Origin of the sequence: Campylobacter sp. RM12654 (assembly GCF_020137585.1) — a bacterium.
Classification (GTDB): Bacteria; Campylobacterota; Campylobacteria; order Campylobacterales; family Campylobacteraceae; genus Campylobacter_E.
Genome location: NZ_JACGAR010000006.1, coordinates 1 through 15,593, shown reverse-complemented (window position 1 = coordinate 15,593; position 15,593 = coordinate 1). Strand labels below are relative to the sequence as shown.

At 26.7% G+C, this 15,593-nt stretch carries 14 protein-coding genes; 4 read left to right on the top strand and 10 right to left on the bottom strand.

Annotated features, from left to right (window positions below; translation table 11 throughout):
* Positions 1–190 precede the first annotated feature (190 nt).
* Positions 191–1,006: a hypothetical protein gene (locus AVBRAN12654_RS03165; RefSeq protein WP_336613919.1), complete on the top strand. Its 816-nt coding sequence runs from the start codon at positions 191–193 to the stop codon at positions 1,004–1,006.
* Position 1,007: 1 nt separating this feature from the next.
* Complete coding sequence (locus AVBRAN12654_RS03160) at positions 1,008–1,217, top strand: hypothetical protein (RefSeq protein WP_336613918.1); 210 nt, start codon at positions 1,008–1,010, stop codon at positions 1,215–1,217.
* 318 nt (positions 1,218–1,535) lie between these two features.
* Here the strand turns inward: AVBRAN12654_RS03160 and AVBRAN12654_RS03155 are convergent, their stop codons facing one another.
* The 3 genes from AVBRAN12654_RS03155 to AVBRAN12654_RS03145 all read right to left on the bottom strand — a co-directional run bounded on the left by AVBRAN12654_RS03155 (position 1,536) and on the right by AVBRAN12654_RS03145 (position 3,825).
* Entirely contained in the window at positions 1,536–2,468 is a 933-nt protein-coding gene (locus AVBRAN12654_RS03155) for an AbiJ-NTD4 domain-containing protein (RefSeq protein ID WP_336613917.1), read from the bottom strand.
* Positions 2,405–2,788 (bottom strand): hypothetical protein, encoded by a 384-nt coding sequence (locus AVBRAN12654_RS03150; protein ID WP_336613916.1) that lies wholly within the window; start codon positions 2,786–2,788, stop codon positions 2,405–2,407. Before AVBRAN12654_RS03150 ends, AVBRAN12654_RS03155 begins: the two co-directional genes overlap by 64 nt.
* Before the next feature lie 443 nt (positions 2,789–3,231).
* Entirely contained in the window at positions 3,232–3,825 is a 594-nt protein-coding gene (locus AVBRAN12654_RS03145; RefSeq protein ID WP_336609750.1) for a restriction endonuclease, read from the bottom strand.
* Between the two features lie 97 nt (positions 3,826–3,922).
* On the opposite strand from AVBRAN12654_RS03145, the gene AVBRAN12654_RS03140 reads away from it, so the two are divergent.
* Complete coding sequence (locus AVBRAN12654_RS03140; protein ID WP_336613915.1) at positions 3,923–5,779, top strand: DUF1561 family protein; 1,857 nt, start codon at positions 3,923–3,925, stop codon at positions 5,777–5,779.
* Between the two features lie 76 nt (positions 5,780–5,855).
* Here the strand turns inward: AVBRAN12654_RS03140 and AVBRAN12654_RS03135 are convergent, their stop codons facing one another.
* The 7 genes from AVBRAN12654_RS03135 to AVBRAN12654_RS03105 form a co-directional block, all read right to left on the bottom strand.
* A complete protein-coding gene (locus AVBRAN12654_RS03135; protein ID WP_336613914.1) occupies positions 5,856–5,999 on the bottom strand; it encodes a hypothetical protein in 144 nt (47 codons plus the stop codon).
* A gap of 189 nt (positions 6,000–6,188) precedes the next feature.
* On the bottom strand, positions 6,189–7,580 hold the full coding sequence (locus AVBRAN12654_RS03130) for a BspA family leucine-rich repeat surface protein (RefSeq protein WP_336613913.1): 1,392 nt from the start codon (positions 7,578–7,580) through the stop codon (positions 6,189–6,191).
* A gap of 192 nt (positions 7,581–7,772) precedes the next feature.
* A complete protein-coding gene (locus tag AVBRAN12654_RS03125; protein WP_336613912.1) occupies positions 7,773–9,341 on the bottom strand; it encodes a BspA family leucine-rich repeat surface protein in 1,569 nt (522 codons plus the stop codon).
* Positions 9,342–9,639: 298 nt separating this feature from the next.
* A complete protein-coding gene (locus AVBRAN12654_RS03120) occupies positions 9,640–10,740 on the bottom strand; it encodes a BspA family leucine-rich repeat surface protein (protein WP_336613911.1) in 1,101 nt (366 codons plus the stop codon).
* Between the two features lie 15 nt (positions 10,741–10,755).
* Complete coding sequence (locus tag AVBRAN12654_RS03115) at positions 10,756–12,408, bottom strand: hypothetical protein (protein WP_336613910.1); 1,653 nt, start codon at positions 12,406–12,408, stop codon at positions 10,756–10,758.
* Between the two features lie 41 nt (positions 12,409–12,449).
* Entirely contained in the window at positions 12,450–13,448 is a 999-nt protein-coding gene (locus AVBRAN12654_RS03110) for a hypothetical protein (RefSeq protein WP_239803267.1), read from the bottom strand.
* A 1-nt stretch (position 13,449) separates the two neighbouring features.
* Complete coding sequence (locus AVBRAN12654_RS03105) at positions 13,450–13,749, bottom strand: YkgJ family cysteine cluster protein (protein WP_239803266.1); 300 nt, start codon at positions 13,747–13,749, stop codon at positions 13,450–13,452.
* 393 nt (positions 13,750–14,142) lie between these two features.
* On the opposite strand from AVBRAN12654_RS03105, the gene AVBRAN12654_RS03100 reads away from it, so the two are divergent.
* Positions 14,143–14,892, top strand: a complete 750-nt coding sequence (locus tag AVBRAN12654_RS03100; protein WP_336613909.1) for a Fic family protein — start codon at positions 14,143–14,145, stop codon at positions 14,890–14,892.
* The last annotated feature ends 701 nt before the right edge of the window (positions 14,893–15,593 follow it).

Here is a 15,593-nt window from a genome sequence, read left to right as displayed (position 1 = left end):
CATCCAAGAATTTCTTTAGTGTATTTTCAATCAAACATAATTTATAAGCCAAAAACTAACTTTCTTGCCCTGTTCTTAGGTAAGTTAAATTATTAAATATGTTTTTAACTTAAATAAGCTAAATTAAAACATATTTAATTTAAAAATATTAATATACTCATTTAAACATTCCAAAGCAAAGGAGTCACAAATGAATAGTGTTATCACTATTGAAGAGCTAAAAGCACAAAATCCAAAATTTGATTTGGCGCTAGGCGTAAGACTCATAAATAGTGGAGATATTATAGGTGGGGGATATCAGGTAATATTCGCAAGTGAACTAGAAATATCAACAAGTTCAAACATTAGCTATGAAGATGCCGAACAATCCCTTAAGAAAATGGTTAGTCTTATGGGTTTTAATGCTATCATCAATATAGTAAGATCTCAACATACTAAGAGTATGAATGCTACCGAGACAGCACAAACTCATACAAGTTATAATCGCAACATAATAACTAATAATTTATCTTCATCAATATCTACAACAAATACAAGTTCAACAATTACGGTCAATAATGTATTTAAACTAAAAGGTACTGTGGCATTAATAGGTAGAGAAAATCAAGCAAACGGAGTAGAAATTGATTATGAAAGATTAAAGCAAAATTGTATAAATTTCTACGAATGTATAGAATTTTTAAGATATGTTTACAAATCTAATCAAGAGCTAAAAACAATACACCAAGAAAGTAAAAATTATCCAATCAATTTAACAATTATTCTTATTATCTCATTGATATTTGCGTGTAATTCAAGTCTAATTACAGGAACTATAATTTTCGTCGTATATTTCATAATATCATGGCGTTATTATGAAAGCACGATTACTAAAGAAAATAATACATATAAAGATTTAGCATCAATGGAACCTAATCTAAAAACTTTGGTGAATAAATACGGCGAAGTTATTTTTGATATTTATCAATTATCACCATATATTACTTTAAAACATGTAGGAGAATAAAATGGATTTAATAACATCACTAGAAAATACAGAAAAGAATTTAAATAAAGCTGGAAAATATTGTGTAGCTTTTGATTTGATGGCTAATACAAGAAAAAATGTATCAGAAAATGAGTTAAAAAATAATATCAGCAAAAACATGGCATTTATACTATTTAAAGCAACCCCTGCTGCATTTTTTATGTTTATACTATTTAAAATATTTAATTAAGTCTAAAGCCCTAAAATTAGGGCTTTACTTAAAGTTTTTACAATCATTTCTTTAATATTTTTGAAGCTTTACATATTTTTAATTTTATTTTATTAGTTTGTATTATTGTTAGCTTGATTTTTTACTAGGAATTTGTTTCGTGTATTTTTATAGAATTTGAAATAGGATTTTCATTTATTTGTTTCATCTTATGTCCTTTAAATCGTATTTTTTCTAAATGTCTTTTGCATTGAATAAATACACAAAATCATAATTATAAAAAAGATAAAGTATATCGTATCAAGCTGTAAATCTATCCAAATGGCTTTGATTATATTATTAAATACCATGACTATTATCTAAATATTTCAAAGCTATTGATACCAATGAAAAGCACCTTTTATAAAAATACTCGCAATGTAATTTGTTTTTAATCGGAGTTATCATTTTTTCATGATGTCTTATTTGAAAATTATTTCCTATTTTTGACAATATTTCAAATTCATCTGTAAATATTGTTATAAATTCTTCTTCGTTAAAGCTTATTTGATTTATCAACTTATTTGCACTTTTACTTTTTTCCGAGCGTTTATCATCATAATCTGCATAATATGTTTTTAATCTTTCAAAAACAGCCCAAATTTGCTGAGTTGCCAACCAAATTTCACCTTTTTCATATAATTCATTTGATTTATCAACTAAAACCTTTAAGCCATTTTCTTTTATTTCAATTTCACTTAGCTTTAAAGGCGGTTCAATATTTGCCACTATTAAATTATTTTCAAATTTATAAGGTATATCAAATCTCTTAAACTGCATATTAATGTGTTCTGTAAAGCTGTCGTTCTTTTTCAGATTATGAAAAATTTCAATAACATCAAACAACTTAAGCTTTTCGCAATTTAAAATAAAATCTTCTAAATTTTTTGCTATTTTTATAATACCATTAGAGTAATATTCTAATTTATGAAATAATAAAATTTCTTCTTCTAACAACGAAATATAATCGTAATAAGAGTTATAACCAAACTCATCTTGTTTGTAAAAATTGCTATTATAACTATTCAATATTTGAAAAACTTGTTCTCTAAATTTTTTACCTAATGTTTCTTCAATTTTTTTATATCTAAACGAATAAGGTTTGAAAATTTGATCATTTTCTATATATATTTTCCAATCGTAAACATTTCTACCGGACATTACTTCGCTTATATAAAATTCATATCCATCTTTTTTAAGCAAGTCATTAATTTTTCTAAAATTATTTTCCAATCACTTTCTTCTTTTCTTATCTCAGGATGAAAAAACTTACACAGAAAACCAAGATATTCACTATCGTTGCATAAGCCTAAAGTGTCATCTTTTAAATAAAAAAATCTTTCATAATTATTGTTTGTAATATAATTTTTAATAAATTCTTCTTTAAGATTTGGGTAATTAACCTTACTTGGCATATTTTCTAAATCAAAATTTTGTAATAAAAAATCAATTTCATCTTCTTCAAAATCATAATGATATATCCCATAATCACGATAACCATCTTTAAAAAGTTTAAAAATTTCTCTTTTTGTAATTTTTGTAATTTTTTTCATTTTTATCCTTATTTTGAAATATTTTACATATTATCCTATCTTTTATTTGATAAAACCTAATGTAAATAATATTATAGTTAGAATATAATTTTTATTAAACTTAGCCAATTTAAAACACTAAAATACAAAAAAATATTTCGTGTATTTTAAAAGAATTTAAAATAAGAATTTCATTTGAAAATAAATATTTATAATCTAGTAAATTTAGCTTACTTGGATTTTATTTATACTCTAAAACATATTATTCGTATCAAACAATATATTTACATTATTTATTGCTAAGCACAATTTTTTTAATTTATATATTCGCCGATTTTTATTAGTAGTGTATAAATTTCCTTGATAAATACCAAAACAACCATATATAAAATAGCTACTTTTATTGATTTTACTAAAATTACAATTCACAAAATAACACCTAAAACTATTTTGTCATTTTCATACTATTCTTCAATATTTAAATACTCTATTAAATCCTTATAATTATTTAAATAATATTCAGCACTTGCTCTTGGCTCACTTGAACTTATAAAAACTTTTTTAATAGTTTTATTTTTAAGCATTTTTTCATTCTCACTAACAAAAACAGCGCAATCACCTAAAAATTTCCTTAACAAATCTTGACCTATTTGGCTTTTGTGATTTTTGCACTGAATTAATACACATTCATTTTCTTTATAACAAACCAAATCTATCCCGCCATCGTTTTTACCATTTATAAAGCCGTGTGGAAAGACCTTGTAACCTTGCTCTTCGTAATACTTTTTAATTTTTAATTCATATAATCTGCCCTTTTTTTCATTTTCGCTTTCTGCTTTGTAGATTATAGATTTTGTTATTTTGTGATAATTTGGCATTTTACTGCTTAAAATTTCACTAAATTTATACTTATTAACAACTTTCAAAATCGCTTCATCAAGCTCTTTTTCATAAGCTTTTAAAATATCTTCATAATTAGAATTTAATTCTTCTTGTTTTTTAAATTCTATGCTATTTTTGATAGCAAAATATCTTTTTTTAGCATTATTATCACTCATTTTTGCTCCTTAATTTTCACAACTATTAAAAAATATTTGAAATTTAGAATAAATATTATTATAAATTAATATAATCACAAATCTTAAGGGGGAAATTATGAAAAAACTTATATTAATATTATTTTACCTTTCTACAATATTTGCAAATAGCGTCCCGCAAACTCCAGCCAACAAAATACAAGATAAGCATTTAATCATAAAAGCTCACGATAATAAAACTTTTTGTCTAGCTCCAAGACAAGTGCATGATAGGGTCATAATCGGTATGCTAGATTGCAAACAAGCAGTAGATACGAGATATGATTTATACAAAAGACTTGCTTTTAAATATAAAGACAATTGGCTATGTGCAAGTCTTAGCGATAGGTTTAAAAGTGGACAAACCAAACAAGATTTCTTTGAATTAAAACCTTGTGTTTTAAACGATAAATCTCAATGGTTTAGCATAACAGATACCTTTAGCTTGCCAGCTTATATTGATGTAGAAGTAAAAGAAAGCGAATATAATTTACTAGCTACAAAAAACAAAAACGCCAATAAAATAACCATAGATAATAGCGAAATGAAGCAGTGGCTACAAGCAGTTCCACCGCCTATTAATTACGCTCTTAAAACTTCTATATATTTTCGTTCAAAATCAAATAATAAATTAGAACTATTTTATATTACAAAAAATGGGGCTTCAAAAACACCATTTAATTTTTATTACGATATTACAAGTGGTAAAATAGCTCTTTTTAACCCTAGCAGTGGGACTTTTGAGTGCCTTGAAACTAATCTTAGCAATCAAGACGCTAGTTTTTTAAAGTTTTCTAAATGTAATTTTTACGGATTTGAAAATAGATTTTATTGGAATTTAAATTTATTTGAAAATTCTTATATATTAGATATTAATAAAAATATTTTAGATGTTTCAAGGGGCAGTGAATTAGGAAAATTATTTATAAGTGATATAAATTATTATAAAACCCATTTATCTCCTAGCGTTTTATTAGATGGTAAATTATCATTTGACTTTAGCGTTTATGAATTAAGGAATTTTAACGCAAGAAATTTAGGACTTTTCTCTAGCCATTGTGGTGCAGAAAGAAGAACAAAACGAGAAGTTATATCAAATAGCTTAGCTAATTTTGACCCTTTACAAGCAAATTGGAAAGCACGATTATTAAGCATTGCAAGGACTACTGATAGCAGCACTGATGCTAGTGGGATTTGTGGAATTTGTATGCTACATACTTATGAAATAGTTTCTTTACTAACTCAAGTATATCCACATAGTCCTATATTAAATTATAGTTCTACTGGATATTTATTTGATTATATGGACAATGTATCTCCATTTACTACATTTGCTAGAAGAAACCCTGCTATGTATAATTTAATGGGTGAAACACTTGAGTTATGGGGACAACAATTGGCTTTAGGTGAAGGACTATATTCAAGGGGTATTAGGGCGATTTGGGCTTTAACTAGCAGTATTTTGCCAAGACAAGAATGGAGCCTTAGCACTATCACAACTCAAGATAATTTAAGAGCTCAATTAAGGGGTATTTTAAATTCTTCTGCTGGTTCTTTATATATTGCATTAATGAGTTTAGATAACGGCAGAGCACACGCAGTTCCTATCATCATTACAAACAACGGAGCAGTAGTAATCCCAACAAATGCTCAAAATATAAGCGAAGAAGATTTTACAAGCTTTATAGCACCTACACACGATGAGCGTACTTTATTAAGAAACCTATCTGCTAATAATAGATACAACATACAAGCCATTAGCTTAATTGGTTTAGCTGGTAATAGAGATAATATATTTGAAGAATATTTAAATCAATTTGATTGCACTGGTGGTGGTGATTTTAGACGAGGAAATGGACATATACTAAATCCTAATCACGCTGATACTTGTGATAATGATAGATGTGATTTGATGGAGATTGAGCATAATTTTTAAGAATTTAAATCGCTAATTTTTGGCGATTTAAATCAAAATATTTTAGCTCTTTTAATATAAATTAATTGCTAAGAATTTAATCCTTAAATAACAACTCTAAAACCTTTGCAATAATTGCTAAAAAAATTAAGAATATAAAAACTACAAGTAAAAGTCTAAAAACACCTAAGCCAAAAAATAAAAGTAAAGCTAAGATAAATAAAAGTCCTAAAATCCACATATAAACTCCTTTTTAATTTCGTATATCTTAGCAAAAGTAAAGTCCTGATTATGTCTATATAAAAAGATTTTAATAAATTTAAAATACAAATTTTGATTTACAACTTTATAGTTATTCTTTAAAATACAGCGAAATTTTTGGAATTTAAAATAGGAATTTCAAATAAAATTCCTAAATCAATTTCTTGAATTAGGAATTATTATATTTAACATAATATTCACAAATTCTAGCAACAGCTACAAGTATTAAAAAGCTTATCAAAATCAGCAACAAATAATTACAAATAAAAATTAATTTTAACAAAATAATAATAGCTAAAAAATCGATAAGCTTTAATCTACATATTCTTAATATAGGAAGTTTAGAGCAAGTAAAAATTTCGTTTTTAAACCTTACATTATCTAAGTTAAATTTCATTTCTTTTTTTAATCTTTTGCAGCCATAAAACATATAATCCATATCAACTACATTGCTTGTATCAAAATCTAGCGAATGATTAAATCTTAAACATTCATAAAACATATAACTCATATTGGTTACATTGCTTGTATTCCAAGTATTAATCCCCTTGTAATTCTTTCGTTTGCTATAGCAAAACAAATAGCTCATATCATTAATTTCACTTGTATCGATTTGGTTTAGACTAATGCTATCGGTATAAACTAAGGCTTTTAATTCTGCTTTGTTTTTTGGCTTTAGCTTAGCATTTTCTTGCTTTATCCATTTGTTTTTCAATATTAATTTGCTAATGCCTTTTAGATAATAAAAATTTTTTATGATTGTGTCCTTATCAAATGCTACTAAATTACCGACATTCATATTATCACAACCAAAAAGCATATTATTCATATATGTGTTTTTGCCTATTTTAAATCTTAGGAATTTATTAAATTTCTTGCAATTTTCAAACATACTTCCCATATCAGTTACATTGCTAGTATCAAAAACAACAGCTTGATTGAAACTTTTGCAATTTTCAAACATACCATTCATATACACTACATTAGAAGTATTAAATTTTAAAGTTTGATTAAAATTTTTGCATCTACTAAACATTCGACTCATATTTGTTACATTACTAGTATTAAAATCTAAAGCCTTATTAAATTTATAACAATCGCTAAACATAGAAGACATATCAACTACATTAGAAGTATTAAATTTTAGGTTTTGATTGAATTTTTCACAAAAACTAAACATTCGACTCATATTTGTTACATTACTAGTATTAAAATCTAAGGCTTGGTTGAAATCTCTACAACTTAAAAACATACCACTCATATTAGTTACATTACTTGTATCCCACTCATTTATCCCGCTAAAGTCTTTTCTATCGCTACCTGCAAAAAGCTCTCTCATATCAGTAATCAAACTCGTGTCAATATCACCTAGATAAATACTCTCATCTCTTACTAGCTTTTTTAATTCTTCTTTTGTAGTTGGCTTATACTTTATATGTTTAGTATTAAATATTAAATCTTTAATTTTTATCATAACTATAAGTATTGTAAATACTACAAAAAGAAAACATATAAAAATAAATAAAGCTAAAATTAAAATAAATAAAATCAATAACGCCATACCTAAACTCCTTTTTAATTTCGTATATCTTAGCAAAAGTAAAGTCCTGATTATGTCTATATAAAAAGATTTTAATAAATTTAAAATATAAATTTTGATTTATAACTTTATAATTATTCTTTAAAATGCAGCGAAATTTTTGGAATTTAAAAAAGGAATTTCATTTGAAACTCCCATTTGAAATTCTTAGATTTATTCGTTTTCTTCACAAAATTTCTTATAAAACTCCGGCAAGTGTTCTAAACTCTTACAACCTGCAAACATATTGTTCATATTAGCTACCTTACTTGTATCCCAAGTATTTATTCCGCTAAAATCTGTCCTTTTACTATCAAATATAGTAAATAAATAACTCATATCTGTGATTAAACTTGTATCAATCTTATCTAGTTTAATATCATCAGTATAAACTAATGCCCTTAACTCAGCTTTGTTTTTTGGTTTAAATTTGCCATTTTTCATATCTATCCACTTATTTTTAGCAATAAACTTTGGAAGTTTTGCTAAATAATAAAAGTTTTCAATAATCTCATCTTTACTGAAACTTTTTAGATTTTTAGGATGCAAATTGATACAATCTTTAAACATATTATTCATATGCTTTACATTTGTCATATCAAACTCAATTGCTTGATTAAAGTTTATGCAACCTTCAAACATATTATTCATATTAGTTACTTTACTTGTATTCCACTCTAACTTTTTGTTAAAAAACATACAATTATAAAACACACTATCCATATTAACTACATTGCTTGTATCCCACTTTTCTATACCACTAAAATCATCCCTAAAAATACCTAGAAAAAGATAGCTCATATCTGTAATAAGACTTGTATCAATGTCTCCTAAATAAACACTATCATCATATAATATCTTTTCTAGTTGTTTTTTGTTTTTTGGCTTGTATTGCTTTTGATTATTTGAGTTTTTTCTTTTTATATTTTTGAAAAATAAGCGTGTAGAGTTAAAGCGATTATAAATTCCCATTACTATCTTAAAAAATCCTAAAGCTTGTTTTGGATACAAAACTGCAATACATTCTAAATCACCTACACAAAGCCTTTTTATAGCTAGAATAAGCTTTCTAAATGATGAGTGATTTACGCAAAGTAGCTCGTGTATATACTCATCATCAAACATAAAATCAATATAAATAGCACTACTCATATTAAAATTTACTTTTTGTTTGAAGTTTTTACAACCATAAAACATTTGCTCAAAATTAATTACTTTTTTTGTATCAAAATTTAGCGGTTGGTTAAAGTTTTCGCAATATACAAACATACTTTTCATACTAGTTACATTTTTGGTGTTAAATTTTAAATGTTGATTAAAGTTTTTACATCCATAAAACATTTGCTCAAAATTAATTACTTTTTTAGTGTTAAAGCTTACAGATTTATTAAAGCTTTCGCACTTAAAAAACATAGAACTCATATCTTTTACTTTTAAGGTATTAAAATCTAAGCTTTGATTAAAATTTTCGCAACCACTAAACATATTATTCATATTAGTTACATTAGAAGTATCAAATGTTAAAGCTTGATTGAAGTTCCTGCAATCATTAAACATACCACTCATATCAGTTACATTGCTGGTATCCCACTCATTTATACCGCTGAAATCTTTTCTATCACTCCAATAAAAAAGCTCACTCATATCAGTAATCAAGCTCGTATCAATATCGCCTAGATGAATACTCTCATCTCTTACTAGTTCTTGTAATTCTTCTTTTGTAGTTGGTTTGTATTTTTTCATCTCTAATCCTTAAATATTAATTCAATAATCTTGCCAATAATTGCAAGTATAATAAGCCCTATAAAAATCAAAAGCAAAAGCCTAAAAACTCCTAAGCCAAAATAAAAGCAAAGCTAAGATAAACAAAAGTCCTAAAAGCCACATATAAACTCCTTTTTAAGTTTTGCTTATCTTAGCAAAAGTAAAGTCCTGATTGTGTCTATATAAAAAGAATTTAAAATATGAATTAGGATTTTTTAATCCTTAAAATACATCAGATTTTTTTGGAATTTGAAAAAAGGAATTTCAAATGAAATTCCTAATTCAAATTCTTAGAATTACCCTTCGTTTTCTTTACAAATTTCTTATAAAACTCCGGCAAATGCTCTAAGCTATCACAAGATTCAAACATATTGTTCATATTTGCTACCTTGCTAGTGTCAAAATCAAACTTTTGGTTAAAATTACTACAACCAAAAAACATACAGCCCATATTTATTACATTTTTAGTATCAAATTTAAGTGTTTTATCAAAACTACTACATTCATAAAACATACTGCTCATATTTGTTACATTACTAGTATTAAAGCTAAGGTATTGATTGAAATTCTCACATCCATTAAACATCATACTCATATTTGTTACATTTTTAGTATCAAACCATAAAGGTATATTTAATTTTTTACATAATGCAAACATAGAACTCATATCAGTTACATTGCTTGTATCCCAAGTATTTATCCCAGAAAAATCCCTTCTAAGACTACCTACAAATAATCCACTCATATCAGTAATCAAACTAGTATCTATCTCATCAAGCCTAAGCACATCGGAATAAACCAATCGTTTTAGCTCTTCTTTGTTTTTAGGTTTAAAATTAGCATTTATATCTTTGTTTTTAAGGTGATTTAAAACAAGCTTCATAGCAGGTTCACAATCATAAAAATCTTCATATAATTCATTCAAGCTAAAATCTTTAAAAAAACTTGAATTCATTTCATAACAACCTTTAAATATGCTTTCTAATTCATAAACATTACTTATATCAAAATCAAAAACTTGATTTAGTTTTTCGCAACCCTCAAACATAGAATTCATACTCTCAACATTTTCAGTATTAAAGTTCAAAGGTTGATTAAAATTTACACAACCTTCAAACATAGAACTCATATTAGTTACATTTGAAGTATCAAATACTAGGGCTTGGTTGAAATTATTACAACCATAAAACATAAAGCACATATCATCTACATTGCTAGTATCCCACTCATTTATACCACTAAAATCAGCTCTTAAACTATTATAAAAAAGCTCACTCATATCGGTTATAAGGCTCGTATCAATATCGCCTAGATAAATACTCTCATCTCTTACTAGCTCAAGTAATTCTTCTTTTGTAGTTGGTTTGTATTTTTTCATAAAATCTCCTTTAAATTAAAGCCTAAGCGGCTCATCGCTTAACATAAAATCATCAAATTCTTTCTGAGTTTTAAACAAATCATTCACTCCATAAGCATCTGCAAGTTTTATCAAAGCTTCATCAGCTTTTGCGTAATCATTATTAGCCATAGCACTGCTAATCTCAGCAAAACTTAGCTCACTAATATCTTTTAGATTGCTTATGTATTCATTTGTAAAGCTTTCTAAATGAAGTCTATTTTCTATCATTTTTGGCATTATTTCTTGATATAAAGCTTCTATTTCTTCTCTTCTTGCTTTAGCCATTTTTGCACTTGCGCAAATTGCTAAAAAGCCATTAATAGCTAAATCCAAACTTTGAGAAAATACGACAACTCCAACCGAACAAACCAAAATAGAAATCCCAGTAGCTAAAACATTACCTACATAAACGCTAAGTTCCCTTTCAAGTGCAAAACCAAATGCAACCATGATAGCCGAAAACAAGCTCTTTAAAATTGTTCTAATAAGTTGTGAGAAGCTTTTAATCTCACCTTTTATAAATTGCCAAATAGCATTAAATATTGATTTGGCACTATTTCTAAGGCTTGTCCACATAGCCCTTAGATTACCACCAATATTTTTTAAACACTGAGCAGCAAGTCCTACAATAGTATCAATTAATCCAAAACTAGCACCCCTACCAAAACTCTCACTTCCTTTTACAAAAACTTGTTTTAAAAGCCTTTGTAGTCTTATTAAAAAATCTTCGTGGTTATTGTGCAAATACTCATCTCTTAATTCCCATACAACTCCACTTGCAAAAGTGCTTAAAACAACTGTCCCTGCATCGCTTAAACCTGTTTGAGCTATATTTATACCTGCTTGTTTTGCTTGTTCTATATATACATTTTTTAAAGCGATTTTTCCATCAGTGTTGATTTTTTGTCCGTTTTCTTGAATTTCGCCTTTTATGTAGCCTGATTTAGCTCTATCACTACCCTTTTCAAGTTGTTTAAATTTCGTTTCTTTTTCATCTAATTGCTTTTGAATTATTGCTTTTTTATCGTCTGGTGCATTATCTAGATTTTGTCTTATTTGCTTAATTTCATTCTCTGCTCTTTCATAAGTATCGCTATCTACCCTAACTTTAACTCCAGCTTCAAAATACTTATCATAAGTTTTAGAAAAAATACTATCACTAACAGCCTTTAATTGCTCTTCTTTAACTACATTGCCATTTTTATCAACCCCTACTACATCTACTAAAGTATGATTTGTCTTAGCATAAACATCTAGTTTTGGATTAGTTGCTATTCTTTTGATTTCTTCATCGCTAAAATTAGAAGTAACCATTGATTTTTTTAAATCATTATTTGTATTAAAATCTTTATTTTCATATACTTGTTTTATCTCTTTAAGCTCATCTGTTGTATAAGCTCTAGTATCATTTTTATTATAAGCATTTTTAATATTTTGCTTACCTACTTCATAAGCTTCAAACATCTGTCCAAAACCATTTGGATTGCTTCCATGTTGTTTTACTGCTTTTTGCATACTTGTAGTAAGCTTTGAACTTTCCATATAAGCACCATAAGAATCAACATTAAAAATATTTAGTCCAAATCTAGCAAGACTTTGAGTGCCTAACTCTTCTATTAGCTCATCAAAAAATAAATTTTGCGTCATTTTAACTCCTTTAAAAAAGGTGGCAAAAGCCACCTAAAAATTTATTTATTCATAATGCTTGCTGCGAACTCTTGAGAACTTAAAATAGCAGCTTTAAACTCACTTGCAATCTTGCCATCTTTACTCAACACATTCACTTTACAAATTCCACTCATTACTTTTACAATATTTACAATGTATTTCATAAACGATTTTTCGCCATTTGAATATGTAGAATAATCATGATTGCCTTCAACCATTGCTCTAAACTTAGCTAAGTCTTTTACAAGTAAAACATCAAGTTTTTCTATTTCTCTAATAGCTTCATTAACGATAGTTGATATTGAATTAGTTGCTATTCTTGCTGTATCCATTTCTTCTTTTGCTACATTTGCTTTTGTAAGATTGCTTCTAGCATCATCTAGTGCTTTTTCACCTGCTTTTGAGTATAAAAATCCACCTAGTGCTAAAACAGGAGCTGCAACGATGCCGCCAAGCACAGCCATTCCACCTGCCATACCAAATCCACCTGCAGCTAAACTTCCACCACCAAGCCAAGCTAGAGTTGCATTAGTTGCTGCTGCACCACCTAGGGTTGAAATTGCTGTTCCAGTTGATGCACTTGCAAGAAGTCCAACACTTCCATAAGCTCCGATACCAGCTAATGCACCAGCTCCAAGTGATGCTATACCACCACCTGCAAGCTCTGCAAAACTAATAACACTTTCTTTAGTAAATGCAATAAATTCTTTAATGTCAAAACTCAAATCATCTTGTGAGAAATCACTCTCTTCAATGTTTTTAATCTGTGAATATATATCAATAAATTCACTAAAAGAATGCTCGTGAATATGTATTTTTGCTAAACCTAAATTTTCTAAAGCTTTATTTGCTTGGTCTCTTGATTTTTCTAATTTACTTTTAGCATCATCAAAAATACCTTGCGCTTTAGAATTTATATTCTCAGCTTCTTTTTTATCGCAATGTCCATCATAAGCTTTTTTTGCTCCAAAAGCACCTGCTGCTACTGCTATACCACCTAAAATAAAAGGAATTGGCATTTTAAATCTCCTTAATTAAATTAATTTTATATTTTTTATCTACTTTAAATTTATCTTGTAAAGCATTGCAGACTTTTATATTCTCGTTGTAATATTTAGCCTTACTCATATACTTTTTAAGAAACCTTTCGTAATATTCATCAACCCTACAAACCATAGGACGATTTTCATAAATCCTGCATGTATTATCATCTGCTAGGTGCATACAAACACCATTTAAATTAAATTCTTCTAGTTCTTTTACTCCGTTAATACTTTTGCAGCATAAGCCACATGCAGTGCATGGAAAATTATCTAACATTGCTAAGTTCCTTTGAATGTAAATGAGAAGTTTTGAATAAAATTAATGAAGTTAAGTGATTTTAGTTTTTGTAAAATCCCCCCCCATAAGAGAAAATATAGCTTTCATTTATTCTCCTTTCTTGTAATTTTTCGCATTATAGCATATGAGTTGTCAAAATTCTGTCCATATAAAAAATATTTAAAATATTATTAATAAAAATATTGATTTTAAAAGCTTAAACTAAAAACAAAATATAATACTAATTACTGCAAATAAAAAAATATTTTATCTTACTTTAACTATTTGTATTACATATTATTGTATTGACTATAATAAATTTCTAGGTTATAAAAATAAAAAGATGAATGTATTAAAATAAAATTATATAAATTAAAAAAGGGATTAATAAATATGAAAAATAAATTTCATATGAGCTTAGAATACAACATATGTTTAGCAAAAAGAAATATCGTAGATAATATCTATAAAAGTGCGAGACTTGAGGGCATTAATGTAACTTTTCCACAAGTAGAAGCCATTTATAACGGTGTAAATATAAGTAGCTTAAAGGTGGATGATATTGTAGCTATTAACAACCTTAAATATGCTTGGTATGTTCTTTTTGATACTATAAGTTATCCTGAAGTTGATTTTGCTTATATTTGTAAAATGAACAAGACTATAGGTGCAAATTTAATCTATCAATCAGGCTATATAAGAAAATTTGATGTAGCTATAGGTGGAACAACTTATAAACCTAAAATGCCACATAAAGAAGAAATTATAGAAGAATTAAACGAAATACAAAAAATCGCAAATGCTACACAAAGAGCAATAACATTAATGTTATATCTAATGAGAAGACAAATATTTAGCGATGGCAACAAACGAACGGCAATTCTATGTGCTAACAAGGTCTTGATTAGCAATGGAGCTGGTTTGGTAAATATTCCAGTCGGATTAATTAACGAGTTTAAAGAAAAATTAATTAAATATTATGAAACAAATGAAATGAAAGATATTGTGGATTTTACTTATAAAAATTGTATTGATGGATTTAATAGCGTAGAGCCTAGTATTGAAGAAAAGCTTGAGAGTGAAAAAAATGATGAAATGTTTAATCAATACATAGCAAAATCTTATAAAAATAAATTGTTTTAAAGAATATGAGCTTTATTTTAAAAGCTAATATTTATACTTTTAATCTATTTGATTAAAAACAAAATTACCTAATAATTAAATATATTGCTATTACAATAAGGGTAATTAATAGCTTTATGTTTTTATTGTTTTCTTTAAATTTAGCTAAATAATTTAAAATTCTTAATTAAGTGAGCTATAAAACAAATACTTGATTTAGCAGAGTAAAAAACACTTGCAAAAACACCCCCCCCCACACTAAAAACTCATATCCTAATTATGTTTTATATGCGTAATAAATACTTTTATATAATCAATAAATCTAATTAATTTAATTACTTACTAAGCTTAGGTATTAAATACTCTAAAGTATTTAATTCAGTTTAATTTTTATTACTTTAAATCACTAATTAAACTTAGCATAAAAACATTTTAGTATTAATTACTTATCTTCTAAAAACAATCTAAGCCCTAATTACTGCAAAAGAATTTAAATCCAAATTTTAAATTTTTAAAAACTTAGACACTTCGTTTTTTAAAAACTCCATTTTACATAAACTTCGTTTTAAATAAACTTTATTTGATATAAACTTTGCTATACATAAACCTAGTTTTAAAAACTTCTTTTACAGACATTTCGTTTTTTAAAAACTTTGTTTTTTAAAAACTTCGTTTTAAATAAACTCTATTTAAATAAACCTAATTTTATAAACACCTCATTT

Coding starts and splice junctions, on each gene's coding strand:
- AVBRAN12654_RS03165 (WP_336613919.1), top strand. CDS start 191: ATGAATAGTGTTATCACTATTGAAGAGCTAAAAGCACAAAATCCAAAA.
- AVBRAN12654_RS03160 (WP_336613918.1), top strand. CDS start 1,008: ATGGATTTAATAACATCACTAGAAAATACAGAAAAGAATTTAAATAAA.
- AVBRAN12654_RS03150 (WP_336613916.1), bottom strand. CDS start 2,788: ATGAAAAAAATTACAAAAATTACAAAAAGAGAAATTTTTAAACTTTTT.
- AVBRAN12654_RS03145 (WP_336609750.1), bottom strand. CDS start 3,825: ATGAGTGATAATAATGCTAAAAAAAGATATTTTGCTATCAAAAATAGC.
- AVBRAN12654_RS03140 (WP_336613915.1), top strand. CDS start 3,923: ATGAAAAAACTTATATTAATATTATTTTACCTTTCTACAATATTTGCA.
- AVBRAN12654_RS03135 (WP_336613914.1), bottom strand. CDS start 5,999: ATGTGGATTTTAGGACTTTTATTTATCTTAGCTTTACTTTTATTTTTT.
- AVBRAN12654_RS03130 (WP_336613913.1), bottom strand. CDS start 7,580: ATGGCGTTATTGATTTTATTTATTTTAATTTTAGCTTTATTTATTTTT.
- AVBRAN12654_RS03125 (WP_336613912.1), bottom strand. CDS start 9,341: ATGAAAAAATACAAACCAACTACAAAAGAAGAATTACAAGAACTAGTA.
- AVBRAN12654_RS03120 (WP_336613911.1), bottom strand. CDS start 10,740: ATGAAAAAATACAAACCAACTACAAAAGAAGAATTACTTGAGCTAGTA.
- AVBRAN12654_RS03115 (WP_336613910.1), bottom strand. CDS start 12,408: ATGACGCAAAATTTATTTTTTGATGAGCTAATAGAAGAGTTAGGCACT.
- AVBRAN12654_RS03110 (WP_239803267.1), bottom strand. CDS start 13,448: ATGCCAATTCCTTTTATTTTAGGTGGTATAGCAGTAGCAGCAGGTGCT.
- AVBRAN12654_RS03105 (WP_239803266.1), bottom strand. CDS start 13,749: ATGTTAGATAATTTTCCATGCACTGCATGTGGCTTATGCTGCAAAAGT.
- AVBRAN12654_RS03100 (WP_336613909.1), top strand. CDS start 14,143: ATGAAAAATAAATTTCATATGAGCTTAGAATACAACATATGTTTAGCA.